Origin of the sequence: Formicincola oecophyllae, assembly GCF_006542395.2 — a bacterium.
Lineage (GTDB): Bacteria > Pseudomonadota > Alphaproteobacteria > Acetobacterales > Acetobacteraceae > Formicincola > Formicincola oecophyllae.
In genome coordinates this window covers 1,548,013-1,572,838 of the sequence record NZ_CP038231.1, presented here as the reverse complement: position 1 = coordinate 1,572,838, position 24,826 = coordinate 1,548,013, and the positions used below count along the sequence as shown (strand labels likewise).

Genomic DNA, 24,826 nt, shown 5'->3' with positions numbered 1-24,826 from the left:
CAGCGTTTATCAAGGCGCCTTGGCCCACAACCCTTCAACCCTCATGGCTTTATCTCATTGATGAAGCTTTGGGTTCAGTCCCGTTCACCTCATTCCCATTTACCTTACTCCCATTCAATGGTGCCTGGGGGCTTGGAGGTGATATCGTAGGTGACGCGGTTGATGCCGCGCACCTCCCCAATGATGCGTCCAGCCACACGGTTAAGGAAATCGAAGCTGAAGGGGTAGACCTCCGCCGTCATGCCATCCGTGCTGGTGACGGCGCGCAGCGCGCAGGCACTGTCATAGGTACGGCCATCGCCCATCACCCCCACTGTGCGCACAGGCAGCAGGACGGCGAAGGCCTGCCAGATCTTGTCGTACAGCCCTGCTTTGCGAATCTCTTCAAGGTAGATGCGGTCCGCTTGGCGCAGCACGGCAAGCTTCTCACGCGTGATAGCGCCTGGCACGCGGATGGCCAGCCCCGGCCCTGGGAAGGGGTGGCGGCCGATGATCTCCTCAGGCAGGCCAAGCTCGCGGCCAAGCATGCGCACCTCATCCTTGAACAGCTCGCGCAGGGGCTCGACCAGCTGCATTTTCATGTTCTCAGGCAGGCCGCCTACATTGTGGTGGGACTTAATGGTAACAGACTGGCCAACGGCGCTGACGCTCTCAATCACGTCTGGGTAGAGGGTGCCCTGGGCTAGGAACTCCGCCCCGCCCAGCTTGGCGGCCTCCTCATCGAAAATTTCCACGAACAGGCGCCCTATGGTTTTGCGCTTGACTTCTGGGTCCGTCACCCCCTCCAGCGCGCCCAGGAACACGTCTGAAGCGTCACGGTGGATGAGGGGGATGTTGAAGCGGTCGCGGAAGGTGGCGACAACCTGCTCCGCCTCGCCGTGGCGCAGCAGGCCTGGATCGATGAAAATGCAGGTCAGCTGGTCGCCGATGGCCTCATGGATGAGCTTGGCGGCAACGGAACTGTCCACGCCGCCTGAAAGCCCGCAGATGACGCGCCCTTTGCCGACTTTCTGCCGGATGCGCCCGATTTCGGCATCGCGGAAGCCAGCCATGTTCCAGTTGCCCTGGCACCCCGCCACGCCATGGGTGAAGTTACGCAGCAAGGCTGCGCCATGGGGGGTGTGGACGACCTCCGGGTGGAACTGAATGCCGTAGAGGCGGCGTTCCTCGTCAGCTACGATGGCGTAGGGGGCGCCCTCTGAATGGGCAACGGCCTTGAAACCCGCAGGCAGGCTGGTTACGCGGTCGCCGTGGCTCATCCACACCTGTTCGCGCGCCCCTGGCAGCCAAACATCGCGGAACAGGGCGCAGGGGGCGTCCACATCCACGAAGGCACGCCCAAACTCGCGGTGGGGGTGGGTTTCCACCTTGCCGCCCAGGCTCTGGCACATCAGCTGCTGACCGTAGCAAATGCCCAGGATGGGCAGCCCCAGGCCGAACAGACCTTCAGGGGCGGTGGGGGCGTTGGCATCATGCACGCTGGCTGGCCCGCCTGAGAGAATGATGCCGCGCGGCGCAAACGCTTTGACGCGCTCCAGGCTAGCAGTGTGGGGCCAAATCTCGCAGTAGACGCCGCTTTCGCGCACGCGGCGCGCAATCAGCTGCGTGACCTGGCTGCCAAAATCAAAAATAAGGATGCGGTCTTCATGCAGGCTGTCCTGCAGGGGGGCTTGGGGGGTGGTCATGGTCTGCTCTGGCATGGCTTGGCATTCGGGCAAGGGTGGGGAAGGCTGGCGGTACGTCCAGGCACTAGCCCAGCCCGCCTTGGGGATTGGGTACAGGGGCCTGGCCTGGGTAATGATGGCCCCTTCCATAAGACATTGCAGGGGCTGCGTCATCCCCGCCACGCTCCCAGCGCCAGGCGCACGATATGGCTAGCGCGTGCAGGCATGGCCTAACAGTGGCAGCTGGGGTTAGGATGGTTTGCTGCCCCAAACAGCCCCCAGCGGGGCTGGCAGACCAGCCACCACCAACCTGGAACACAGACCATGCGCCCCATGAATATCGCCCTGCTGGGCAGCCTGGCCGCCTTTGCCCTGGCGGCCTGCCAAGGCCAGGTGCCAGACGCGGCCTCCTCCCCCCAAGGCACCTGGAAGGGGCAGCTCATCACAGATGACGGCGTCTGCCCTGTCTATGACCAGTCCGTGCTGAAAATCCGCGACCACGACATCGTCTTCAGCCCTGGTTCGGACGCCATCGTGCTGAAAGGCCATTACAGCCAGGGCTCCACCCGCTTCGTGGCGCGCGACACGGAAGCCGGCGTCAACCATGAGCCTTACCATATGCTGTTCAGGGGCTACCCAGTTGGTATGACCATCGGCGGCACTTACATCACGCCACGCTGCCATGCCCATGTGACGCTGCTGCGGCAGGCCACTTTCTGAAAGGCCATTCCAGCCAAGGCCGCAAAGCGCCTCTGCCAGGGGTAAAGAAAAAAACGCCACCCCCCTTGCGCAACACCGCCCACCCTTGTAGACAACACCCCAGCGGCGCACCCGTAGCTCAATTGGATAGAGCACCAGACTACGAATCTGGGGGTTAGAGGTTCGACTCCTCTCGGGTGCACCAACACAGAGCAGGCGCGCCACCAGGCCGCCCTCAAAGCACCCGTAGCTCAATTGGATAGAGCACCAGACTACGAATCTGGGGGTTAGAGGTTCGACTCCTCTCGGGTGCACCATTTATTTAAGACCATGCCTTCAACAGGCATTGGCCGCCCAACCTCTATAGTTGGGCAGGCGCCTAGTAAGGCCATATGGTCAGGGCGCCAACGGCCTGAAGCAGGCAAAGCTGACTGGAACCGACTGGACGCGTGACGCCATGAAGACGCACCACCCCTCCGCCAGCCTCCAGCCGGACTTCGCCACACTCCTCAAAACGCATCCTGGGCTTGAAGCCGCGCCAGCCCCTGGCACTGGGGGGGAGCTGTGCTTTGGCGGCCAAAGCCTCAAGGCCTTAGCGCGCACTTATGGCACGCCATGCTGGGTGATGGATGGCGGGGTACTGCGCACGCGCTGCCAAGCCCTAGCTGGCGCTTTCAAAGCGGCCCTCTCCACCCCTCTGCCTGATGGGCGCAGCGCTGTTTGCTGCCATTACGCCGTCAAAGCGCAGGACAGCCTAGCTTGCCTGGCCATTGCCGCGCAGGAAGGCTATGGCGCTGACATCGTCAGTGGGGGGGAGCTTGCCCGCGCCCTCAAAGCTGGCATGAAAGCTGAAGCGGTCGTCTTCTCAGGCGTTGGCAAAAGCGATAGCGAACTGGCAGACGCCATCAAGGCTGGCATTGGGCAGATCAATGTCGAAAATGAGGGCGAGCTTGAGCGCATAGCAAGCCTGGCCAGCGCTATGGGGCGCGTTGCGCGCGTTGCGCTGCGCGTTAACCCTGATGTGGCAGCTCAAACCCACGACAAGATCTCCACAGGGCGTGCTGAGGACAAGTTCGGCATCGCTTGGGAAAAAGTCCCAGCCCTTTATAAAAGTGTGCAGCAGGCGGAGGGCCACAGCGCTTTGCGCATGGTTGGGCTGGCTGTGCACCTTGGCAGCCAAATCATGGACCCACAGCCTTACCGCCAAGGGTACCAGCGCTTGGCCCAGCTGGTGCGCCAGCTGCACGCTGAAGGTCTGCGCGTTGATGAGATCGACTGTGGCGGCGGCCTTGGCATCCCTTACCAGGGGGAGGAGGCCATGGCGCCACAGGCTTGGGCGCACATCGTTGCTGAAACGCTCGGTGGCCTTGGCGCGCGCCTTCACGTGGAGCCAGGGCGCTGGCTGACTGGCCCAGCTGGAGTTCTCCTGGCAAGCGTGGTGGAAATCAAGCATGGCGCGCGCGATTTCGTCATCATCAATGCAGGCATGAACGACCTGTTGCGCCCTGCCCTTTACGATGCGTGGCATGGCATCCTGCCCACCACCCTGCCTGCCCCTGGCACCCCCCTTCATGAGGCTGACATTGTCGGGCCCATTTGCGAAAGCAGCGACATTTTCGCTCGCAACCGCCCTATGCCCCCTTTCAAGCGGGGCGACACGGTGGCCATTTTGGATGCGGGCGCCTACGGTGCCGTCATGAGCTCCACTTACAACACGCGCCCCTTAGCGCCCCAAATCCTGATTGACCACGGCCAGGTGGCCCCCTTGCGCAAACAGCAAAGCGTTGAGGCCCTCCTGGCGGCTGAAACCATGCCTGGCTGGCTGCTGCCAGGCCAGCGCTGACCTGGCGGGACTGGACTTGACGGCCCCCCAACCAACATATTCGGCGCTACCACCCCACCATAACCCGCCCCTGCGCCAGCTAGGCGTGGCGCGCCACCACGCCGCCCTGCGCCAGCATCTCAAGCAGCTGTGGCGGCCTGCGCGTGTCGTGGTGGGTTTTGGCGTGGTGTGGGCGGCGCTTTCATGGCTGGGCGTGCCCCAATCCATGCCAGATTTGGCCCATGGTGGGCTGGAAGGACTTTGGTTCGGCGCAGCTTTTTGGTGGGCGTGGCGCCTGTGGCAAAAGCGCCCCCCCCAAAGCCCTGCCAGCCTTGACAGGCAGATAGAGCGTTCTGCCCACCTGCGCCATGAACCTTTGGCTGTTTTGGCTGACCGCCCAGCCTTGAGCAGCGATAGTGCGGCCCAGGCCGTGTGGCGGGCGCACCAGGCACGCACGCGCGCTGCCTTGGGCACCCTCCATGAAGGCGCCCACCCCCTTGCCGTGCTTCTGGGGGCGGCAGGCGCCCTGGCTGTGGCGGGGACAGGCCTTGCTTTGTGGCATGAAGCAGCACCTGCCCAAACAGCGTGGCTGGGTGTGGGGGTAAGTCGCCTGGCAGCTGGATTCGTGCCAGGGCGTGATGATGAAACCCAGCCCTTGGCAACAGTGCGCGCTTGGGTGCAGCCGCCAACATGGCTGCCAGGGCCTGCGCGCTACCTGGAAAGTACCCCTGGCGCCACCATTACTTTGAAAGGCGCCCCCCTGCCGGCAGGCACCCATTTGGAGGCGCTGGTTTCAGGCGCACGCAGCCAGCCAGCATTTTCAGGGTGGGGGATTGGTTACGCCAAGGCCCAGAATCTGGGGGCGGGGCAGTGGCGCCTCTCAGCTATGCTGGAAAGCAACGGTGTTGTGGCGCTGCGCAGCCGTGGCCGTACTTTGGGGCAATGGCGCTTCAACGTCATCCCTCCCCAAGCCCCTCAGGTGGGCTGGAAAAAAGGCGCCAAGCCCCACCCCTTAGGTGGCGCCACCCTTGTGCCGTGGCAGGTTTCAGACCCCTTGGGGGTGAAAAAGGTTTGGTTGGTGGTGCGCAAAGCAGGCCAACCCACCCTTTACCGCTTCAAGGTGGCGCTGCTTGACCTGCCCCCAGGCCACAAGGCGCCTTTGAAGAAAGCGCAAAGCACCATGGTGCATTTGGGCGCGACACCGCTGGCAGGGCAGCAGGTCACCGCCTGGCTGGAGGCGGAGGGGCTGAATGGCGCCAAAGGGCGCGGGGCTGAAGCCACCTTCACGCTTAACAAGCCTGCCCCGCCCCCAACGGATGCCGTTGCTAATGGCCTTCTGGCTATCAGGCGCAACGGGGCGCTAGGGGTGGAGAGCCCTGGCGCCATCGCTGAAAACATGGTTGATCTGGCCAGCCACACACCTGGCAGCGGCCTGCAGTTGGCGCTGCTTTACAGCGCGCGCCACGCTGAGCCCTCCCCCCAGGCTGGGCAGCTCAAGGTGCGCAGCGCCCTGGGGCGCGCTTGGCATGAAGCCCCCCTGGCCTACCGCCAGCCCCTGGCTGCACCAGCCGGCTCTGGGGGTGCGCTGGCTGACCTCACCACCACCACAGTGGCAGTCCAAGGCAGCCCTCTGCCTGCTGCCACGTCTGAAACGCTGTTTAGCCTGGCCCACATCGCCCAGGATGAAGCTGAGGGCGGGCCTGAGAACGCCCTCCTCATGGCGCGCTTCAGGGCGCTTCTGGCTGGGGCGCGCCAAGCGCTTCTGGCTGGGGCTGAAGGCCAAGCGCCCACAGCCAAGCAGGCGCAGCGCTTCCACGGGCGCATGGAGGCCATCACAAGCAGTTTCAAGGCTAGGTTGAACTTCCTGGTGGCGCACGCCCCTGGTGGTTCCTTCGCCATGCCCAGTGGCCCCTTGAGCTTGGAGGAAATGGGCCCTGCCACTGAAACCTTCCTGGCGGGAGGGGAGCGGGCTAAAGCCCTAGCTCTTCTGGCCCAGCTGGAAGCCATGGCCGCTGGCATCAGGCCAGCGCAGCCCATGGACGTCATGGCCATGCAGGCCCAGCAGCAGGCCCGCGCTGAAGCCAGGCGCCAGAACGCCGCCCTGCGCCACATCATCAAGCGTGAAACCAAGCTTCTTGACAGCGCCCAGCAGCGCTTGGCGGCCGCACGCCATGCAGCTTTGGAGGATTCACGCCCGCCAGAGCAGCTTTCCAGCAACGAGATCCTGCGCGCCCTTGGCATAGCAGGCGTCCCTGGCAGTGCCACACCCAGCCAGCCAGGGGCAGCTGACCAATCAGAACCAGACATGATCGCCCTCAACCCCACTGCGGGCGCAGCGCAGGCCGATGAACGCCTGCGCGACCATGGCACGCAGCGAGCGCTGCGTATGCTTACCATGGTTTTGAGTGCCCGCACCCAGCAAGGTGATGAAAAGCCCTTGCCAGGATTGGTGGCGGCGGTAGAGGACATGAAAACCGTCCTGGCAGCCCAGGCTGGGCGCCATGACGCCAGTACAGTAGTCGCTTTGAAGAAAGTCATCGCTGACCTGACAGCGGCGCGCCAGCAGCTGCATGACCGCCACCGCCAACACAACCAGAGTGGCAGTTCAATGGAGATCTTTCCACCGCCACCCTCCCCCAATCCTTCCCAAAGCCCCGACAAAAACCAGGACAAATCCAAGGACGGGCAGCAAGGCCCCAGCATGGAGGGCGGACAAGGCGCTGGTGGTGATGGCGCCGCTGACGAGGATGAGGAGGACCGCGCCGACAGCACCTCCCCCCAGGAAGAGCGCGAGCGCCAATCCCGCCGCACAATGCGCGCGCACAAGAAAAAGCAGGGCGCCAAGCCTAGCGACCATGGCCAGCGTGAAGCCGACCAGCCAAGCGACACCTTGGCGCTGCCTGGGGAGGATTCGCACAAGCAGGCCCACGCTGTGGAGAAGGAACTGCGCAAGCGCGCCACAGACCGCACCCGCCCAGAGGGGGAGCTGGAGTATCTCGACCAGCTTCTCAACAGTGTTCGGCCTTTTGGCAGTCTTGATGGTGCCCATAATGACACCCCTGCTGGCCCTACTGCTGAAGGGCAGGGGGGCACGGCAGCGCCTTGAAGGCCTGGACAAAGTGCCTGGTGCCCTTGGCAGGAGGGTGGTGGGGAAAGGGCCCTTAGTGGTCAAAGTGGCGGAACGCACCTGAACGCAGAATGGAGAGAACTCCAGACAAAATTCAGGTTGTTAGGGGCGCAGCTGTGCGCGACAAAAGCGCCAGAAGCCTGGAGCATGGCCTGGGTCCAGCTTTTTTTCCTTCATGCTGTCAGCAAGCAACCACTGTCAGCAAGCAATCAGTGCCCCTGAGAGTTTGAAGGGTTGCCCGGAACGGCCAGGCAGCCGGTGGCCTGAAGGTGTGGTCGCCGGCTTCCCTTTTCTGAAAATGTTTTGGTGGGGAAATCCCCGGCTGGGCGCCCCTTCCCCCTTTGCCGCCCATCCAAGCGCGCCTCAAGACCCAAAGCCAGGCTGCAAAGCGTGGTTCAGGCCATGCCCTCCCCCTTGATGACGCCTTCAAGGCCAGCGCTGGCGGCAAGCTTGGCCAGGCGGCGCTTGACCACGCTTGCCTCCATCCGCATACCGTCCGCCTTGAGGTCGAGGCTCAATGTGGGTCCTTCCACCTTCAACGGATAGCGCGCCAGGAGCTCCTCTGTGCCAGCGCAAAGCGTGTAGGCAAGGCGCAGGGCTTGCCCAAGCAGAACAGCGCGGGTGAAGTCCGCTTTGCTGAGGATTTTGCGCGATGGCTTGAGGGTCGGGTCGTCAGGGTCCATTTCGTAGCGCACCGCCACAGCCAGGGCCAGGAAAGCGCGCGCAGGGTGCTGGAAGCCAACACCATGCGACACCAGGATGCGCTGATAGGCCTGGGCTGCACGGTATTGGGGGTGATCGTAGGAGCCAATGTCGGAGAAGGCGCAGGCCAGCGCGCGCCAGCGCTTTTGGGGTTCCGTCTCGTCAGGGCTGAAAAGGGGCGCTGTCCAGCGGACGAGCGCTGGCGCCAGGGCGGCGTTGCGCCCCAGGCGCTGGGCCATTTCCTGGGCAAGGGCGTCCATCGGGTTTTCAGCCCTGACGGTGCTGGGTACCACGTCGCGCATGTACCAGCCTTCACGCAGGCCGTCAGCGCTGAACACGACCTCGCTAGGGCGCACTTGCTTGAGGAGCTGCTCAAGCACAACAGCGGCGAAGGGCAGCTGGGCTGCACGCTTGCGCGGCACACCCTTGGTTTTTTCAAGTTCCTTAACGCTTTTGCTTTGGCACCAGGCCGTTAGGTCAAGCGCTTGGCGGGGGGAAAGTGTGAAGAGGTGCACCATGTTAAGGGGGTAACGCGTGCGCGCGATCTCAGCACGGGCCAGCGCCCTGAAGGCCCCCCCCACTAGGTAGAGCGGCTTGCCGGCCCCTTCCCGCAGCCAAGGCTGGGCTGCCAGGATGGCGCTAGCGATGATGGTCGCCTTCTCCACAGAGCCTTCAGCGGCTTCTGAAAGCCTGATGACGCCAAGGTGGGTGGTCATGGCGTGGGAGTAGGCGCCGTCCTCTATCTTGATCAGCTCCATGGAGCCGCCGCCGATGTCAGCAGCCACGCCAACGGCTCCTGGCACGGCACACAGGACGCCAGCAGCTGAATAGTCCGCCTCCTCATCGCCGCGCAAGATGCGGAAATGGGCTTTGGGCAGCTTCTGGCGCGCCTGTGCCACAAAGGCGGGGCCATTGGTGGCGTCACGCACAGCTGCAGTGGCCATTACCACAAAAGGGCCCACGCCCATGGCGCTGGCAATGGCGCCGAAACGCGCCAGCACGTCCAGTGCCTTCTCCACCCCCCCTTCGCCGAGCTTGCCTGTGGCCTGCATCCCTTTGCCAAGCTGCAGGGTGGCCTTCTCGTTGAAAATGGGCACAGGATTGCGCGATACCCCTTCGAAAACCACCATCCGCACTGAATTGGAGCCCAGGTCGATGATGGCGGCGCGCTGCCCGTCCCCTTCAGGCCTTGAAGCCTGGGGAGATAGGGCTGGCTGGTCAGGGGGGGCGGGTTCAGCTGACATGGGATCCTCCACCATGGTGGCGCTCCAAGGGGGTGTAGGGGGCTGGCATACGTTCTGCCTCAGGCGGGGCTGGCAGGGCTGACGTCTCCATAAAATAAGCGTGGGCGGAGAACGGCTTGCGCGCGCAGGGAACGTGGCGCCAATCCCCATTCGGCCCCAACACCCTGGTTTGGAGGTTATCATGCAGGTCATGGGCCAAGATGTCATCAAGCACAGCGCTGTGGATGGCTGGCTCCAGGATGGGCACCATGACTTCAACGCGCTTGTCCATGTTGCGCTGCATCCAATCAGCGGAAGAAATGAACACCTTCGCCTCGCGTGAGGGAAGGTGGTGGCCGTTGCCAAAAGCGAAAATGCGCGAATGCTCCAGGAAGCGCCCCACCAGGCTGCGCACCTTGATGTTGTCTGAAAGCCCCTTCACGCCAGGCCTGAGCGAGCACATGCCGCGCACAAGCGCGGTGATGCGCACCCCCACGCGCGAAGCCTCATACAGCAAATCGATCAAGTCCGGGTCCACCAGGCTGTTCATTTTCAACCATATGCTGGCTGGCCTGCCTGCGCGCGCGTTATCCATCTCAGCGCAGACCAGCTCATGGAGGTCATGGCGCAGCGTCACAGGCGCGTAGGAGAGGGCGTTCATGCGCTGAGGACGCGCCCAGCCCGTCACATAATTAAACAACCGCCCTGAATCAGCGCACAGATCCTCATTGCAAGTGAAGTAGGAGAGGTCCGTGTAGATGCGCGCCGTCACGGGGTGGTAGTTGCCTGTGCCAAAATGGGCGTAGGAGCGCAGGCCACGCCCCTCCCGCCGCACCACGAGGGAGAGCTTGGCGTGGGTCTTGTAGTGGGCCAGGCCGTACACCACTTGAACGCCGGCGGCCTCCAGCGCGCGGGAGAAGCGGATGTTGGCCTCCTCATCAAAGCGAGCGCGCAGCTCCACCACAGCGGTGACGGACTTGCCGGCCTCGGCGGCCTCAATCAAGGCTTGGACGATGGGGCTGTCGCGCGATGTGCGGTACAAAGTCTGCTTGATGGCCAGCACGTTAGGGTCCAGCGCTGCCTGCTGCAGGAACTTCACCACGACGTCAAAGCTTTCAAAGGGGTGGTGGACAAGTAGGTCCCCAGCGCGGATGGCAGCGAAGCAGTCCCCCTCAAACTCGCGGATGCGCTGGGGCAGGCGCGGCACGTAAGGCGGGAACAAAAGCGCTGGTTGCCCAGCTGCGCTGACAAGCTGGCTGAGATCGGCCAGGCCCACCATCTCTGGCAGCGCCACAAGGTCGTGCCCGCTGACGCCGATCTCCTCGCCCAGTTCACGGCTGAGCGCCTGGGGCAGGACTGAGTCAAGCTCCAGGTGGATGCCAACGCCGCGCCTGCGCTGCTTGAGCGCGCTTTCATAAGCGCTGACGAGGTCCTCAGCCTCATCCTCGAACTCCACGTCCGTGTCGCGCACAAGGCGCAGCAGACCAGCGCCCGTCACGTCCATGTGGGGGAAAAGCCTGCAGCCAAACAGCGCGATCACGTCTTCCAGCTGCACGAAGCGGGCCTGGGGCTGTGCTGGTTCTGCCCCCTCCCCCTGGCCGTTAGGTACTGGTGGCTGGTCAGGCAGGCGAATGAAGCGCGGCAAGCGCGATGGCAGCAGCACGATGCCGTCCATCTCATGGAGGCGCTCAGGGTGGTCACGGCCCGCACCGTCCGGTTTCTGGGCGCGTTCACGCAGCGAAAGCACCAGCGCCAACCCCATGTTGGGGATGAAGGGCAGGGGGTGGGAACGGTCGACCGCCAGCGGCGTCAGCACAGGGAAGATCTGTTTTTCAAAGCAGTCGCTCAGCCAAGCGCGGTCAGAAGCGCTGATGGCGCCTGGCTTGATGATGCTAACGCCAGCCCCTGCCAGCTCCGCCCGCAGCAGGCGCCACAGTGACTGCTGCTCCTCCTTCAAGGCGCGGCCTTTACGGCGCACGGCCTCCAATTGCTGGGCAGGCGTTTTGCCGTCAGGGCTGATAACGGCTGTGCCCTCCCGCACCTGGCCCACCAGACCGGCCACGCGCACGGAATAGAATTCATCAAGGTTGCTGGCGCTGATGGCCAGGAAGCGCACCCGTTCCAAAAGGGGGTTGCGGAGGTTGCGGGCCTCCTCAATCACGCGCTGGTTGAAATCCAGCCAGGAAAGCTCCCTGTTCAGGAAGCGCTCTGGGCTGGCAAGCAGCTTCTCCCCAGTCAGCCCGCCTTCAGGGGTGGGTGGGGCCTTGGGCTGGCTTGCGGCGCCTTGAGCGTGCCCACCCCCCTGCGCCTGGGTAGTGGGGCTCAGATTAGGTGTCACGGCAGGGGTGGTGGTTTTCTTCGTCATAGGGCGTTTATAGCATGAAAGGACCTGCGCTGTGGGGAGGGCCCACCCCGCGTGCTGCGCATTCCTGCAAACCGCAGCTGGCCCGCGGTCCCGCAACGGTGCGCAGGCTTGGTGCGGCACCCCTTGGGTGCCCAGACTTGGCTTTGGCTGGGGAAGCACGCCAAAGGACAACCATCAGGAAAACACCCCATGAACGCCCACAACCCCACCACACCCCCTGCCGGCCTGGTTTACCAAGCGCATTTGGACCCCAGCGCCATCCTGGCGTTGCGTTGGCAGATGCTTGGCGCCCCAGGCACCACGCCAGCCGCTTGCAGGCTGGCTGATGACGGGGCTGGGGCGCACCACGGCCTCCTCACCCCTGAAGGGCTAGTGGTGTGCTGTCTTTCGGTTTTCAACCGCCCCCAGGGCCTTGTGCAGATTCGCAAAGTGGCCACCCACCCCGCCTGGCAGCGGCGCGGTCTTGGCGCCTGGCTGATGGGCCAAGCCATGGCGGAAGCTGCTGGGCAGGGCAGGCTTGGGGTGTGGCTCAACGCGCGCGCAGGCGCTGAGGGGTTCTACCAGAAGCTTGGCTTCCACCAGGCTGGCGAACCTTACTTGGAAGGTGGGGTTGGCTTTGTGCGCATGGCACGCGCGCTCCAGCGCCCAGCCTAACCGCCCAGCTTGGTGGTGCAGCCTGTCGCCAAGCCGCTTGAAAGGCAGGCAAGCCAACTTGGTGAGCGCCCCCAAACCATGGTAAGAACCCCACCACACAGGACCAGATAGGGCCAGCTTTGGCCCTAACCTTTTTTCCAGCCCACTATCACCAGCAGGGACGTTCCCCCACTATGAATACACCGACCCCTTCCAGCGCTCCCACACCCAGCGCTCCCAAAGGGGCAAGCTACGCCCAGGCAGGCGTGGACATTGAAGCAGGCGAAGCCCTTGTGGAGGCCATCAAGCCAGCCGCCCGCGCTACAGACCGCCCCGGCACCATGGGGGGCCTTGGCGGGTTTGGCGCCCTTTTCGACCCCAAGGCCGCTGGCTTCAAAGACCCTGTACTGGTCAGCTGCACGGATGGTGTTGGCACCAAGCTGTTGCTGGCCATTGAAAACGGCCACCATGAGGGCATAGGCATCGACCTGGTGGCGATGTGCGTCAACGACTTGGTGGTGCAAGGCGCGCAGCCGCTGTTTTTCCTGGACTATTTCGCGACCGGCAAGCTTTCGCTCGATGTGGCGCGTGCCATTGTGGAAAGCATCGCGCAGGGCTGCAAGGAAAGCGGCTGCGCGCTGACGGGTGGCGAAACCGCCGAAATGCCAGGCCTTTACAGCGCAGGCCATTACGACCTGGCCGGCTTCAGCGTTGGCGCCGCTGAACGCGGCCAGCTTCTGCCTGCCAACATCGCTGATGGCGACAGCCTCATCGCGCTGCCCTCTTCAGGTGTTCATGCCAATGGCTTCTCCCTGGTGCGGGAAGTGGTGCGCCGCAGCGGCCTGGGCTGGGATGCCCCAGCCCCCTTCGCCAAGAGCAAAACCCTGGCTGAAGCCTTCCTGGAGCCAACGCGCCTTTACGTGAAAACCGTTTTGGCACTGCACAGCAAAGGGCTCCTCAAAGGGTGCGCGCACATCACAGGGGGTGGTTTGCCGGGCAACCTGCCGCGCGTCCTGCCTAAAGGCCTTGCTTGCACAGTGGATGGGGGCGCCTGGCCTGTGCCTGAAGTGTTCAGCTGGCTGGCACGTACAGGCGATGTGGCACCTGGGGAAATGCTGCGCGTCTTCAACTGCGGCGTTGGCATGGTGCTTATCACCGCCAAGCCTGAAGAAACCATGCAAGCCCTGGCCGCCATGGGGGAGGAGGCGCACCTCATCGGCACAGTGCACAAAGAGCGCAGCCCTGGTGGGCCAGCCCCGGAAGGTCAGGAAAGTGGGGAGCGACTCACCCTCTCCCGCCCCCTCAATCTGGGCTGAGGGCACCATGGCAGTACCCACCACCCTAATCCAGCCATCCAAGCCCAGGCGTGTTCCCACAGCGGTGCTCATCAGTGGGCGCGGCAGCAACATGGAGGCCCTGCTGGCCGCCAGCCGCGACCCGGCCTTCCCTGCTGAAATCACCCTTGTGCTCAGCAACAACCCTGGGGCGCCTGGCCTGGCCAGCGCCGCCAAGCAGGGCATTGAGGCCATGGCCATCGACCACCGCCCCTTTGGGCGTGACCGCGAAGCTCATGAGCGGGCCCTCCAGGAAGTGCTAGTGGCGCACGGCATCCAGCTTGTGTGCCTGGCTGGCTATATGCGCGTCCTCACTCCCTGGTTGGTGGGGCGCTGGGAGGGGCGTATGTTGAACATCCACCCTGCCCTGCTGCCCAAGTTCCCTGGGTTGCACACCCATGAGCGCGCCCTGGAAGCTGGCGAAGGGCAGCATGGCTGCACTGTTCATCTCGTCACAGCAGGGGTGGATGAAGGGCCCATTCTGGGTCAGGCCAGCGTTCCCGTGCTGGCGGGGGACACGCCAGCCACGCTTGGCGCGCGCGTTCTAGCGCGGGAGCATGAACTCTACCCCGCCATGCTGGCGCGCAGCGCCCAGGCCATTCTGGATGGCCAGTGACGTTGCCTCACAGGGGCGCTTGAAACCCCACTTGCCCTTGGCAGTGCCTGGGCCCCTACGCGCACCATGTACTAAGCCCTAAGCACCAACCATAAGGGGCTTGGGCAGGCGTTCAGGGCTTTTCAGGCGTGCAGGGCAGGATCTCCACCTCAGAGAAGAAATAGCCGATCTCACGCTGAGCATTGGCGGGACTGTCCGAACCATGGACGGAGTTCTCACGCATGCTGAGGGCAAAGCGGCCCCGCAGCGTGTCTGGCCCAGCCTTGGTGGCATCTGTGGGGCCCATCAGGGCGCGGTAGCGCTTGATGGCGTCCTCCCCCTCAAGTACCTGCACCACAACAGGTTCTGAAACCATGTAATCCACCAGGGCTTGGAAGAAATCCTGGTCCTTGTGGTCGCGGTAGAAGCCTTCAGCCTGGGCGCGCGACATGTGGATGCGGCGCTGCCCCACAATGGCAAAGCCGTTATTCTCGATCACGGCGTTGATTTCGCCCGTCAGGTTACGGCGGGTCGCGTCTGGCTTGATGATGGAAAATGTGCGCTCCAGAGGCATGGTGGGCTCCTTGCGGTTGCAGGATTGGCAGGACTGATTGAAGGCACCTGGCCTTCGTTTCCTGCCACAATCCCTAGAGGAAAACGCCCTTGGCTGATAGGGTGCGGCACCTGGCTGACAGCAGCCCTGCCCCGCACCAGCCACAGGGGCCGTTCAGGTACCCTCTCCATGCCCCATGAACGCATCATGGGAAGCTGGCCTGGCCAACCCCGCCCTTGCCCAACCTGCACAGGAATAAGCCCCCGTGAGCTTGCTGACCATTCAAGACCTGACCTTGCGCATTGCCGGCCGCCCCTTGCTGGAGGGGGCCTGCGCCACAATCGACCCTGGGCGCAAGGTGGGGCTTGTGGGGCCTAACGGCGCTGGGAAGTCAACGTTGCTTAACGCCATATCAGGCAGCTTCGCGCCTGATGGCGGCGACATCACCCTGGCGCGGCGGGCGCGGCTTGGCCATGTGCGCCAGGAAGCGCCAGCAGGCGCCCAAAGCGTGATTGAGACTGTGCTAGCAGCCGACACCGAGCGCGCAGCCCTGCTGGCTGAGGAAGCGTCCAACCCCACCCTGGAACGCTTGGCAGACATCCACGAGCGCCTGGCCGCTATTGACGCTTACGGTGCCCCAGCGCGCGCTGCCACCATCCTGGCTGGCCTGGGCTTTGACGAAGCTGCGCAGAACAGGCCCGTCTCCTCCTTTTCTGGCGGCTGGCGGATGCGCATCAGCTTGGCTGGGGGGCTTTTTGCCGCACCAGACCTGCTGCTGCTAGACGAACCAACCAACCACCTGGACCTTGAAGCCACGCTTTGGCTTGAAGGCTGGCTTCAACGCTACCCTGGCACCATCCTGATGGTCAGCCACGACCGCGCGCTGCTGGACGGCGTAGCTGATTCCATCATGCACCTGGACAAAGGCAAGCTCTCCTTGACGCCAGGCGGGTTTGAGCGCTTCGTGCGCATCAAGACTGAGCAGGCGCTCCAACAAAACCGCGCTGCCGCCAAAATGGCCGCCCAGCGGGAGAAGATGGAGGCCTTCGTGGCGCGCTTCCGCGCCAAGGCCACCAAAGCCAAGCAGGCCCAGGCGCGCTTAAAGGCCTTAGCGCGTATGCCTGTGCTTGAATCGGTCATTGAAGCAACGCCTGTGCGGTTCGAATTCCCTTCCCCCGAAGAACTGCCACCACCCATGCTGCGCTTGGAGGGTGCTAGCGCAGGCTATGGGGAGCATGTGGTTTTAAGCCACCTTTCCCTACGCTTGGATGGTGGCGACCGCATAGGCTTGCTGGGCCGCAATGGGGAGGGCAAATCCACCTTCGCCAAGCTTCTGGCAGACGACCTCCAGCCCATGGGGGGGGAGGTGGCGCGCGCCCCCAAGCTGCGTGTGGGCTATTTCGCCCAGCACCAGGCAGAAGCCCTGCACCTAGACCAAACCCCCATTGAGCACATGCAGGCAGCTCTGCCAGAAGCTGACATGACGGGCGTGCGCGCCCAGCTGGCGCGATTCGGCCTAGACGCAGAGCGCGCTGAAACCCAGGTTGGCCAGCTTTCGGGGGGGGAGAAGGCGCGGCTCCTGCTAGCGTTGGCCACGCGCCACGCCCCCCATTTGCTGATTCTGGACGAGCCAACCAACCACCTGGACCTGGATGCGCGCGATGCCCTCATCAGGGCGCTGAACGATTTCGAGGGCGCTGTGCTAATCATCAGCCATGACGCGCGCTTGATTGAAGCAGCGACAGACCGTTTCCTCATCGCGGCGGATGGGCGCCTGACCCCTTTTGAAGGGGACATGAAGGATTACCGCCAGTGGCTTTTGGAACGGGAACGCGCAGCGCGCGCCGAGGCCGCTGCCAAGGGCGCCCCAACAAGCGCTAGCAAATCTGGCCAGGGAGGCGCGCAGCCAAGCCATGCTGAAGCGCGCGCTAAGCGCAAAGAGAACAACCGCGCCCTGATGCCCCTCAAGCGTGAGATCCGCACCCTGGAGGCCTTGATGGAGAAGCTGCAGAGCGCACGTGCTGTGGTGGAGGGCAAGCTGGCCGCGCCAGAGCTTTACGAAAGCGGCGATGGCACCAAGATCACCGCCCTTAACAAGGAACTGGCCGCCCTTGACCTGCAGCTGGGGGAGGCGGAGACCACTTGGCTGGAACGGCAGGACGAACTTGAGCGCAGCCAAGCCCCCAGTCAGGAAGGACCACAAGGAAGCCCAGCAGGGGCAGGCTGAACCATGGCAAGCACCCCCACCCCAACGGAACCGCCCCCCATGCCCCAGCCTGACCCCTTAGGCAAAGGCCCGCCAGAACCGCCAAAGCGGCGCGCTTTGCTGCGCCTGACCCCCAACCCCGGCCCTGACGCGGCAGCTGCCCTGCACCAATTGGCCACCATGGTGCGCTTCGCCCTGATTGTGACCATCGCCGTGCTGGCTATTTGGCTGGTGGGGGACGTGATGGCCATCATCTTTGCCTCCGCTTTGCTGGCCATCATCCTCCACGGGTTGGCCAGGCCGCTTCAGCGCCGCTTTGGGCTGCCGCACAGCCTGGCTGTGGGCACGGTGATGCTGATTATTATCGGGCTTCTGACCTTGCTGATATGGAGCAACGGCCCCGCCATCGCTGAGCAGTACCTCACCCTTAAGCACGCTCTGACGGCCCAGGCGGGCGGGTTGCGGGCGAAACTTGGCAACAATGTGCTGGGCCGCATGTTGCTTGAGCACTTCCCCCATGGGCTGACTGGCGAACGCAGTATGCTGGGCAGCATGGGTGTGGGGCTGGCTGGTTCCGTCACGGGGCTGCTCAGCAGCGCGCTGGGCGTTCTGGGCGTCATCGTGGTGATTGTGGTGGCGGGTTTCTACTTCGCCCTGTCCCCCTCCCTCTATGTGGATGGCTTCCTGCGCATGGTGCCCATCAGCCACCGTGACCGCGTCAGGCGGGCCTTGATCGTAGCGGGCACAACCTTGTGGGCCTGGACGGCTGGCCAAGCGCTGGACATGCTGGTCGTAGGCGTTCTTTCAGCAGTGGGGCTGGCCATCCTGGGTGTGCCGCTGGCCCTGGCGCTGGGAGTGGTGGCTGGGCTGTGCAACTTCATCCCTTACATCGGGGCCATTTTGGGGGCGGTGCCAGCGCTTTTGCTGGCGCTTTCAGTCGGCACACGCACAACATGGGCGGTGCTCATCCTTTACAGCGTTATTCAATTCCTGGAGGGGAACGTGCTTGCGCCCCTTATCCAGAAGCGGGCTGTGCGTATGCCTCCTGGCGTGGCCATCCTGGCGCAGACGGTGTTCAGTTCCATCCTAGGCGTGCCAGGGCTCATCCTGGCCAGCCCCCTGACGGCAGCCCTGCTGAAAGTGATGGACACCAATTTGCCCCCCTACCACCCCGCCCCTGAGGAAACGCTTGAAAATCCGGCACCCGCTATGACCGACAAGGCGTGAAGACGTGAAGGGCAGGTGCCCTGCCCCTGCCCCCGCACTAGCCTTAGCTTTCGCTGGGGGTGCGCAAGGCTTCCAGCAAAGTATTGGCCACGCGCTGGACCTGGCCTTGCGTCATGTCAGGGTGGATGGGCAGCGCCAGCACCTGGCCTGAAAGCGCTTCAGCCACCGGCAAAGGCGCACCATCATGAACAGCGCTGTAGGCTGGCTGCTTGTGGAGGGGGCGTGGATAGTAGACAGCGCAGGGCAGTCCGGCTGCCTCAAACGCCTTCTGGACGTGTGCGCGCGCTGCAGGCCCAGCCAGCTTGACGGTGTAAACCGCCCAAGCGCTTTCACTGCTAGGCACGCGCGCTGGCACCTGCACCCCTAAGCCCCCTTGCCCGCCCAGCAAGCGGTCATAAAGGGCCGCCACATGGCGGCGGCGCTTCAAATCATCGTCAAATATCTCCAGCTTGGCTAGGAGAACGGCAGCCTGAAGGGTGTCGAGGCGCGCATTGAGGCCAATACGCTGCACATCGTAACGTTCCCGCCCCTCCCCATGGCTGCGCAGGGAGCGGTAAAGGGCGGCGCGTCTGGGGTCGGCTGTTAAGATAGCGCCACCATCACCCCACCCCCCTAGCGGCTTGGAAGGGAAGAAGGAAAGCGCCGTGGCCATGGCCTGCCCCCCCAAAGGCCTGCCTGCCAAGGTAGCGCCAAAGGCCTGGGCTGCGTCATCAACCGTGAACAGGCCATGGTCGCTGGCAAAATCGTTCAGCGCAGCCCAGGGCGCTGGCTGGCCAAACAAATCCACCCCCATGACGGCGCGCGGCCTGTGGGTGCCGGCTTCCACAATAGCTTGGTGGCGCCGCTTCAAGCTTGCCATGTCGATTTGGAAGGTGTCGGGGTCCACATCCACAAAAACGGGCATCGCGCCCAAAAGCAGGATGACCTCTGCCGTGGCCGTGTAGGTGAAGGTGGGCAGAAACACAGCATCGCCTGGCCCCACCCCCTCCCCCATCAAAATGGCCAGGAGGGCATCTGTGCCAGAGGAGACGCCGATGGCCTCCACCCCGCCCCCAACGCGGGCGGCCAAGGCCCCTTCAAGCTCTGCCACCTCTGGCCCCAGGACAAAGCGCCCATGAGCTTGGACAGCCTCCAATCGCTTGGGCAGGCTTTTCATGCGCGCGCGCTGCGCCTGGAGGTCCAGGAAGCGCACCGTTTCTGGAAGGGCCTGGGGGATAGAGGGGTTGGCTGGCACGGGCTGCGGCTTTCGCGTTCAGGTCAAAAAGCTGGGCCTGGCAACAGGTGCAAGGCGCACACCGCTGGCCAGGCAACATGCCACCGCCAGCACAGGCCAAGCGGGGCTTGCCCCCTTAACCTGCCTGCAGCATTCCCAAAGTGCCACCCATGCCAAGCGCAACCAGCCCATGCGTTGGGTGGTCGCGCCCATCCCCCTCATGGTCAGCGCAGCGCATGATTTGGCGCAGACGGCGCAGATAGGCCGCCCCCTTGGGGGTGCGCTGCACCAGGACGGAACGCCTGTCCATCGGGTCCTCTTTACGCAGCGCCAGGCCAAGGGCCGCTAAGCGGTCAAGTGCGCGGGTGATGGCTGGTTTAGAGACATTCAACGCCTGCGCTAGCCCACGCACGGTATGGGCGCCGTCACGCACGTAGCAGGTCAGGAAAACGGCCATTTGGCGCGCACTGAGGTCGGGCGTTTCCCCACGCACGAGCGAAACCATGGTTTCGCGCAGAACTGCAAGGCGGTCATTGTGGTGTGGATCGCGTGGTTTCGTCATTTCTGCTCCTCTCTGGCAGGGTGGATCCTGCGCCAGAACAAAACAGTGAAAGTGGAAAGATAGGGCCAGGGGGCCGGCCAACCTGGGAAGCGCGCCCCCTGCATGAAGGTGGCTGCGGTGCGGCAGGCCTGGCGCAGCGCCTGTTGGTGGCGGTGATAGGCAGCCATTAAGGATTTTCTGTGGCAAGATTGCCGCACATCGAAACTAAATTTCCGTAACCCCTCCACGCCAGTTGGCTGGTTGGGCCAGGAAGCGGTGCAGGGCGCGCAGCCCTGGCAGGTCGCCGCCGTGAGGGTGGGCTGGTGCTGGGTCATCGCGCCAAGCATAAGTGTCGATGTGCAACCAGGGTTGGCCTGGCGGGATGAACCTCTCCAGGAAAAGGGCTGCCGTCACAGCGCCCGCCATGGGCACGCTTGCACAGTTATTGATGTCAGCTAGGCGGCTTTTCAGCCACTTACCGTAAGGCTGCCACAAAGGCAGGCGCCAAAGGGGGTCCCTGCAGGCGTGGCCTGCTTTGAGCAAAGCTTGGGCGTGGCTTTCCGAATTGGCAAAAAGCGCTGGCAGGTCAGGGCCGAGGGCTGCGCGCGCAGCGCCTGTCAAAGTGGCGCCATCCACAATCAGGTCTGGCTTCAAAGCCGCCACATCGCTTAGCAAATCGCACAGCACCAGGCGGCCTTCAGCATCCGTATTGCCCACCTCCACTGTCAGGCCGGAACGCGTGGCCAGTACATCTCCTGGCACCATGGCGCTAGCGCCAAGGCTGTTCTCCACACAACCTAGGCGCAGTTCAAAACGCACGCCTTGGGCCGTGTTGGGCACGGTTTCCACCAAAAGCAGGGCCGTGGCCAGCATGAAGGCAGCACCGCCCATATCCTTTTTCATGCGTGCCATGGCCCCACCAGGTTTGAGGTTGTAGCCGCCTGTGTCAAAGCACACGCCTTTGCCGCACAGCGCCACAAGGGGGGCTTCAGGGTGGCCCCAGCTGGCCTTCACCACCACAGGGCCGCGCTGGCTTCCAGCGCCCACAGCAGCCAAGCAGGGATAATCAGCTGCCACCATCGCCCCCTCCACCAAGGTTACCTTGGCGCCCTGGTCTGCAAGCAGTGTAGCCGCCGCCCTGGCCAGCTCCGCAGGCCCCAGGAGGTTGGCTGGCACATTGATGAGCGCCCGCCCCAGGCGCATGGCGCGCGCTGTTGCCCGCACTTCAGCCAACATGACCTCTGGCACCACATGGGGTGGTGGCGTGACCAGGCAGGCACGCTTATGAACGGGCGCTGCAGGGCCGGCGTCCCCTTCACGCGCCCTCAACTGTGCCAGGTCATGGCCCTTTAGGGTGCAGGACGGGCTGCCCAAGCAAAAGCCCAGCAGCGCATCAGCCATCAGGCGCGCTGGCGCCGCAGCCCCTTCATTACTTTCCCTACCTTCATCTTCCTCCCCCTCAGTGAAAGGGGCTTCCAGCCGCCAGGGGCCGGGCGGTAACTTCTGGGCCAGGGCGCCGAATTCATCAGGCCCAGCACCTGGTTGGTAGCAGTAAAGCGCCACAGGGGCTTGAGGCAGGCGGGGCTGGGTTTCCTTAACCTGATCTTCGCTCCCTGAAAGAGGCGGCAACGTTGGCAGCAGCAGGAAATCGCCTGCTACACCAGCCAATCCAAGCTGGCGCGCATAGCCCAAGGACGCGCCGCAGGCCACTTCCCATGCTGTGGGCGCTGCCCCATCAGGCTGGGCTGGCACAAGGATAAGAGTGCCCACCATGGTGCCTGGATCGCCATCCAGCCCAACCAAAGGCAGGCTGGCAGCTTGGCGGAGCACAGCTTCAACCAAAGGCAGTGAAGGGGCGAGCTGGTTGGAAGGGGATTGCATAGACGATCTTCCGCTCTTGTGTGGAGTACTAGGTGTGGGTTGCTGGGGCGTTGGTGGCACGGCTTGGCTGCTGGCACGTGCCAGGCACTGATGCTCCAAAGATGGTGTGCCAATCCCCCATTGCCACCCCACCCCTTGCTTTCCAGGCCCGCCGCACCGATTTAGGACCCAAGCAGGGAGAGCCATGGCACAACGCAACGCACATCAGTTCCGCGCCCTGGCGGGCAGCGCCCTTGAGGAGCTGGCCCAGCGCCGCAACAGCGCTGTCACCGCCATTCTGGGCCCCACTAACACAGGCAAGACCCATCATGCGCTCAGCCGCATGATGGCGCACAAAAGCGGCATCATGGGTTTTCCCCTGCGCCTTCTAGCACGAGAAAATTACGAGCGCCTCAAAGCGGTCAAAGGCGCTGGCAAGGTGGCGCTGCTGACGGGGGAGGAGAAGATCGTCCCCCCAGGCGCGCAGTGGTTCGCTTGCACGGTGGAGGCCATGCCCCTGGAGCGCGCGGTGGATTTCATCGGCATTGACGAGATCCAGCTAGCTGCCGACCCAGAGCGCGGCCATGTTTTCACTGACCGCCTCCTCCATGCGCGCGGGCGCAGCGAAACGTTGTTCCTTGGCGCTGAGACTATGCGCCCCATGCTGCAGAAGCTCATACCAGGCATCACGGTTGAGACCAGGCCGCGCCTGTCGCAGCTTGTCCATGCTGGCCACAGCAATTTGGGGCGGCTACCTGCGCGTTCGGCCATTGTCGCGTTCTCCGCCCATGAGGTCTACAGCCTGGCTGAGGCCATCAGGCAGAGGCGCGGCGGTTGTGCCGTCATCATGGGACGGTTGAGCCCGCGCACGCGCAACGCCCAGATAGAGCTCTACCAGAACCGTGACGTTGACTACCTGGTGGCGACAGACGCCATCGGCATGGGTCTCAACATGGATGTGGACCATGTGGCCCTGGCTTCCATGCGCAAATTTGACGGCCAGTTCCCCCGCCATTTGAGCGCGCAGGAGATCGCCCAGATTGCCGGGCGCGCTGGGCGTGGCATGAAGGATGGCACCTTCGGCACCACCCACACATGCCCCCCCATGGCCCCCAGCTTGGCTGATACCATTGAGGAGCACCGCTTTGAAGCGGTGGAGAAGCTCCATTGGCGCCAAAGCGCGCTTGAGTTCGCCAACCCCCAAGCCCTTCTGCGCAGCCTGCGCGCCAAGCCACCCAGGCCAGAGCTGAAACCAGGGCGCCCTGGCTCTGACTTGGAGGTGCTGCAAACCCTGGCCCGTGAGCAGGCCATCATGGAGCGCGCGCGTGGCAGGCGCGAAACGGCCTTGCTGTGGGAGGCATGCCAAATACCTGATTTCAGGAAAATGGGCGACCAAAGCCACGCGCAGCTTTGCGGGCGCATTTTCAAGGAACTGCTGGAGAAGGGGCGCCTGCCAACAGCTTGGATCCAGGGCCACTTGAAGGCCCTTGACCAAACGGAAGGCGACATCGACATGTTGATGAACCGTCTTTCAGGGGTGCGTGTGTGGGCCTATGTCACAGCGCGCGCTGGCTGGACCGCTCCAGGCAGCGCCTTAGGCGCGCAAAGCCAAGCTGTGGAGGAGCGCCTTTCAGACGCTTTGCATGAAAGGTTAACAGCGCGCTTCGTCAACCGCCGCGCCGCTGTGCTGATGCGCCGTGAAGGCCATGATGATGCGGCCATGCTTCATGCTGTCACCGCCACAGGCGCTGTGGTGGTGGAAGGACACGAGATTGGCCAGTTGGAGGGGTTCGCCTTCAATGCGGCCAACGCCCAAAGCCGCTCAGAGCATGACGCCATCGCCAAAGCTGGCCACAGGGCCGCACGTGAGGCCATGGGAGGCATCATCAAGCGCTTCCTGGAGGATGGGGGAGAAACGATCGCCCTTGTTGAAAGCGGCGCAGACAGGGTGCCTGGCGCGGGGCCAGAAAATGGCGCAAGCGCCTTGCAGGAACAACCCATCCCCCCTGGCACGCTGACATGGCGCGGCGCCCCTGTGGCGCGCCTAGTCAAGGGGGAGGGTTTCTTTGCCCCCACCATCAAGCTGCTGCGGGGGGATTTCAGCGATCCCCAGCAGGAGGTGCCCGTGCGCGAGCGCCTTCAGGGCTGGCTGGCTGACTATGTGCGCCAGCGCCTGCGCCTTTTCTGGCAGGGGTTAGAGCAACTGCGCCAGCAAAGCATGACCCGTGGCCTGGCCCACAGGCTGGCTGAGGATGGCGGCGTCACCGTGTTGCTTGGGGGGGAGGGTACCAACCTGCGCACCCAGGCGCGTGCTTTGAAAAGCCATGGCTTTGCTTTTTCAACAGCTCTTGGCGTGGAGGGGCAGGGGCTTGTGTGGCATGAAAGCTTGCTCAAGCCAGCGGTAGCTGGGCTGATGTCCCTTTTGGGCTGCGTGTGGGAAGGGGCAGGCACAGCGCCCCAGCCCATGGCGCCTGGGCGCTTTTGGGTGGAGGAAGCCCAAAGGCCACCTTGGCCTGGGTGGGTTAAGGCTGGCCCTGTCGCCCTGCGCCTTGACCAGGCGGAGAGGGTCCTGCAAGCCGTTGCCAAGTTGCGGCCCCAGCCTGGGCAGCGCCATGTGCCCTTGCCTGCTGACATCACCAGGCGCCTGGCGCTCAAAGCCACCATGGCGCCAGATGTCCTGGCAGGGCTTGGCGTGCCGTTGCGCCTGCTTGGTGATCTGCCAGTTGGCGCGCTTGGCGCGCCAGCGCCGCCCCTCATCCGCATCAAGCCCTCAAGGCCAGGTTCCAGCCACCCAGGCCAAGCTGAGGGCAGGGCGCGGCATAGCAACGCACACCCCCCCGCCAAGCGCCGTGGAAGCCAGGGGCGCCTTGAAGGTCATGATCCTGCCAGCCCTTTTGCGGCCTTGGCTGGGCTTACCCTCAAAACTGCCCCTGGAAAGGGGGCGCGCAAGCCATCCAATCTTCAAAACCGCCCAGCCAGCAAGCGCAAGCCTGCCCAGGCTCCTTCAGCAAGCCACGCCAAACGCCATGACTCCAAACGCCATGCCTGATGCCCCCAGCCCC

16 protein-coding genes and 2 tRNA genes are annotated in these 24,826 nt (G+C 63.8%); 11 read left to right on the top strand and 7 right to left on the bottom strand.

Annotated features, from left to right (window positions below; all coding sequences use genetic code 11):
• Positions 1-104: 104 nt before the first annotated feature.
• Positions 105-1,700 carry a glutamine-hydrolyzing GMP synthase gene (guaA, locus tag E3E12_RS06975; protein WP_141443657.1) on the bottom strand — a complete coding sequence of 532 codons (1,596 nt, stop codon included), beginning with the start codon at positions 1,698-1,700 and terminating at the stop codon, positions 105-107.
• Positions 1,701-1,988: 288 nt separating this feature from the next.
• Here guaA and E3E12_RS06970 point away from each other — a divergent pair, with 288 nt between their 5' ends.
• From E3E12_RS06970 to E3E12_RS06950, 5 genes are all read left to right on the top strand, one after another.
• On the top strand, positions 1,989-2,384 hold the full coding sequence (locus tag E3E12_RS06970; RefSeq protein ID WP_141443656.1) for a hypothetical protein: 396 nt from the start codon (positions 1,989-1,991) through the stop codon (positions 2,382-2,384).
• A gap of 107 nt (positions 2,385-2,491) precedes the next feature.
• Positions 2,492-2,568 (top strand) — tRNA-Arg (locus E3E12_RS06965).
• Between the two features lie 35 nt (positions 2,569-2,603).
• Positions 2,604-2,680: transfer RNA gene (locus E3E12_RS06960), tRNA-Arg, on the top strand.
• Between the two features lie 140 nt (positions 2,681-2,820).
• Positions 2,821-4,206 carry a diaminopimelate decarboxylase gene (gene lysA / locus E3E12_RS06955; protein ID WP_141443655.1) on the top strand — a complete coding sequence of 462 codons (1,386 nt, stop codon included), beginning with the start codon at positions 2,821-2,823 and terminating at the stop codon, positions 4,204-4,206.
• 16 nt (positions 4,207-4,222) lie between these two features.
• Positions 4,223-7,291 carry a DUF4175 family protein gene (locus tag E3E12_RS06950; RefSeq protein WP_168194413.1) on the top strand — a complete coding sequence of 1,023 codons (3,069 nt, stop codon included), beginning with the start codon at positions 4,223-4,225 and terminating at the stop codon, positions 7,289-7,291.
• Positions 7,292-7,707: 416 nt separating this feature from the next.
• On the opposite strand, the gene E3E12_RS06945 is transcribed toward E3E12_RS06950, so the two are convergent.
• Both E3E12_RS06945 and E3E12_RS06940 read right to left on the bottom strand, forming a co-directional pair.
• Positions 7,708-9,144: a Ppx/GppA family phosphatase gene (locus tag E3E12_RS06945; protein ID WP_408869941.1), complete on the bottom strand. Its 1,437-nt coding sequence runs from the start codon at positions 9,142-9,144 to the stop codon at positions 7,708-7,710.
• A 103-nt stretch (positions 9,145-9,247) separates the two neighbouring features.
• Complete coding sequence (locus E3E12_RS06940) at positions 9,248-11,602, bottom strand: RNA degradosome polyphosphate kinase (protein ID WP_141443652.1); 2,355 nt, start codon at positions 11,600-11,602, stop codon at positions 9,248-9,250.
• A 189-nt stretch (positions 11,603-11,791) separates the two neighbouring features.
• On the opposite strand from E3E12_RS06940, the gene E3E12_RS06935 reads away from it, so the two are divergent.
• The 3 genes from E3E12_RS06935 to purN all read left to right on the top strand — a co-directional run bounded on the left by E3E12_RS06935 (position 11,792) and on the right by purN (position 14,185).
• Positions 11,792-12,256 (top strand): GNAT family N-acetyltransferase, encoded by a 465-nt coding sequence (locus E3E12_RS06935; RefSeq protein WP_141443651.1) that lies wholly within the window; start codon positions 11,792-11,794, stop codon positions 12,254-12,256.
• A 173-nt stretch (positions 12,257-12,429) separates the two neighbouring features.
• On the top strand, positions 12,430-13,551 hold the full coding sequence (gene purM / locus E3E12_RS06930) for a phosphoribosylformylglycinamidine cyclo-ligase (RefSeq protein WP_141443650.1): 1,122 nt from the start codon (positions 12,430-12,432) through the stop codon (positions 13,549-13,551).
• A gap of 7 nt (positions 13,552-13,558) precedes the next feature.
• Positions 13,559-14,185: a phosphoribosylglycinamide formyltransferase gene (gene purN / locus E3E12_RS06925; protein WP_141443649.1), complete on the top strand. Its 627-nt coding sequence runs from the start codon at positions 13,559-13,561 to the stop codon at positions 14,183-14,185.
• 112 nt (positions 14,186-14,297) lie between these two features.
• On the opposite strand, the gene ndk is transcribed toward purN, so the two are convergent.
• The gene (ndk, locus tag E3E12_RS06920; RefSeq protein ID WP_141443648.1) at positions 14,298-14,738 is read right to left on the bottom strand and encodes a nucleoside-diphosphate kinase; all 441 of its coding nucleotides are present in this window, start codon (positions 14,736-14,738) and stop codon (positions 14,298-14,300) included.
• A 244-nt stretch (positions 14,739-14,982) separates the two neighbouring features.
• Between ndk and E3E12_RS06915 the strand changes: the two genes are divergently transcribed.
• Both E3E12_RS06915 and E3E12_RS06910 read left to right on the top strand, forming a co-directional pair.
• Positions 14,983-16,944, top strand: a complete 1,962-nt coding sequence (locus E3E12_RS06915) for an ABC-F family ATP-binding cassette domain-containing protein (protein ID WP_141443647.1) — start codon at positions 14,983-14,985, stop codon at positions 16,942-16,944.
• Between the two features lie 3 nt (positions 16,945-16,947).
• Entirely contained in the window at positions 16,948-18,150 is a 1,203-nt protein-coding gene (locus tag E3E12_RS06910) for an AI-2E family transporter (RefSeq protein ID WP_350337575.1), read from the top strand.
• 43 nt (positions 18,151-18,193) lie between these two features.
• On the opposite strand, the gene E3E12_RS06905 is transcribed toward E3E12_RS06910, so the two are convergent.
• From E3E12_RS06905 to E3E12_RS06895, 3 genes are all read right to left on the bottom strand, one after another.
• On the bottom strand, positions 18,194-19,306 hold the full coding sequence (locus E3E12_RS06905) for a DegT/DnrJ/EryC1/StrS family aminotransferase (RefSeq protein ID WP_141444165.1): 1,113 nt from the start codon (positions 19,304-19,306) through the stop codon (positions 18,194-18,196).
• 193 nt (positions 19,307-19,499) lie between these two features.
• Positions 19,500-19,925, bottom strand: a complete 426-nt coding sequence (locus E3E12_RS06900; protein ID WP_141443646.1) for a MarR family transcriptional regulator — start codon at positions 19,923-19,925, stop codon at positions 19,500-19,502.
• 204 nt (positions 19,926-20,129) lie between these two features.
• The gene (locus E3E12_RS06895; RefSeq protein ID WP_168194412.1) at positions 20,130-21,785 is read right to left on the bottom strand and encodes a leucyl aminopeptidase family protein; all 1,656 of its coding nucleotides are present in this window, start codon (positions 21,783-21,785) and stop codon (positions 20,130-20,132) included.
• A gap of 184 nt (positions 21,786-21,969) precedes the next feature.
• On the opposite strand from E3E12_RS06895, the gene E3E12_RS06890 reads away from it, so the two are divergent.
• On the top strand, positions 21,970-24,813 hold the full coding sequence (locus E3E12_RS06890) for a helicase-related protein (protein WP_141443644.1): 2,844 nt from the start codon (positions 21,970-21,972) through the stop codon (positions 24,811-24,813).
• The last annotated feature ends 13 nt before the right edge of the window (positions 24,814-24,826 follow it).

Coding starts and splice junctions, on each gene's coding strand:
- guaA (WP_141443657.1), bottom strand. CDS start 1,700: ATGCCAGAGCAGACCATGACCACCCCCCAAGCCCCCCTGCAGGACAGC.
- E3E12_RS06970 (WP_141443656.1), top strand. CDS start 1,989: ATGCGCCCCATGAATATCGCCCTGCTGGGCAGCCTGGCCGCCTTTGCC.
- lysA (WP_141443655.1), top strand. CDS start 2,821: ATGAAGACGCACCACCCCTCCGCCAGCCTCCAGCCGGACTTCGCCACA.
- E3E12_RS06945 (WP_408869941.1), bottom strand. CDS start 9,144: ATGGTGGTTTTCGAAGGGGTATCGCGCAATCCTGTGCCCATTTTCAAC.
- E3E12_RS06940 (WP_141443652.1), bottom strand. CDS start 11,602: ATGACGAAGAAAACCACCACCCCTGCCGTGACACCTAATCTGAGCCCC.
- E3E12_RS06935 (WP_141443651.1), top strand. CDS start 11,792: ATGAACGCCCACAACCCCACCACACCCCCTGCCGGCCTGGTTTACCAA.
- purM (WP_141443650.1), top strand. CDS start 12,430: ATGAATACACCGACCCCTTCCAGCGCTCCCACACCCAGCGCTCCCAAA.
- purN (WP_141443649.1), top strand. CDS start 13,559: ATGGCAGTACCCACCACCCTAATCCAGCCATCCAAGCCCAGGCGTGTT.
- ndk (WP_141443648.1), bottom strand. CDS start 14,738: ATGCCTCTGGAGCGCACATTTTCCATCATCAAGCCAGACGCGACCCGC.
- E3E12_RS06910 (WP_350337575.1), top strand. CDS start 16,948: ATGGCAAGCACCCCCACCCCAACGGAACCGCCCCCCATGCCCCAGCCT.
- E3E12_RS06905 (WP_141444165.1), bottom strand. CDS start 19,306: ATGAAAAGCCTGCCCAAGCGATTGGAGGCTGTCCAAGCTCATGGGCGC.
- E3E12_RS06900 (WP_141443646.1), bottom strand. CDS start 19,925: ATGACGAAACCACGCGATCCACACCACAATGACCGCCTTGCAGTTCTG.
- E3E12_RS06895 (WP_168194412.1), bottom strand. CDS start 21,785: ATGCAATCCCCTTCCAACCAGCTCGCCCCTTCACTGCCTTTGGTTGAA.
- E3E12_RS06890 (WP_141443644.1), top strand. CDS start 21,970: ATGGCACAACGCAACGCACATCAGTTCCGCGCCCTGGCGGGCAGCGCC.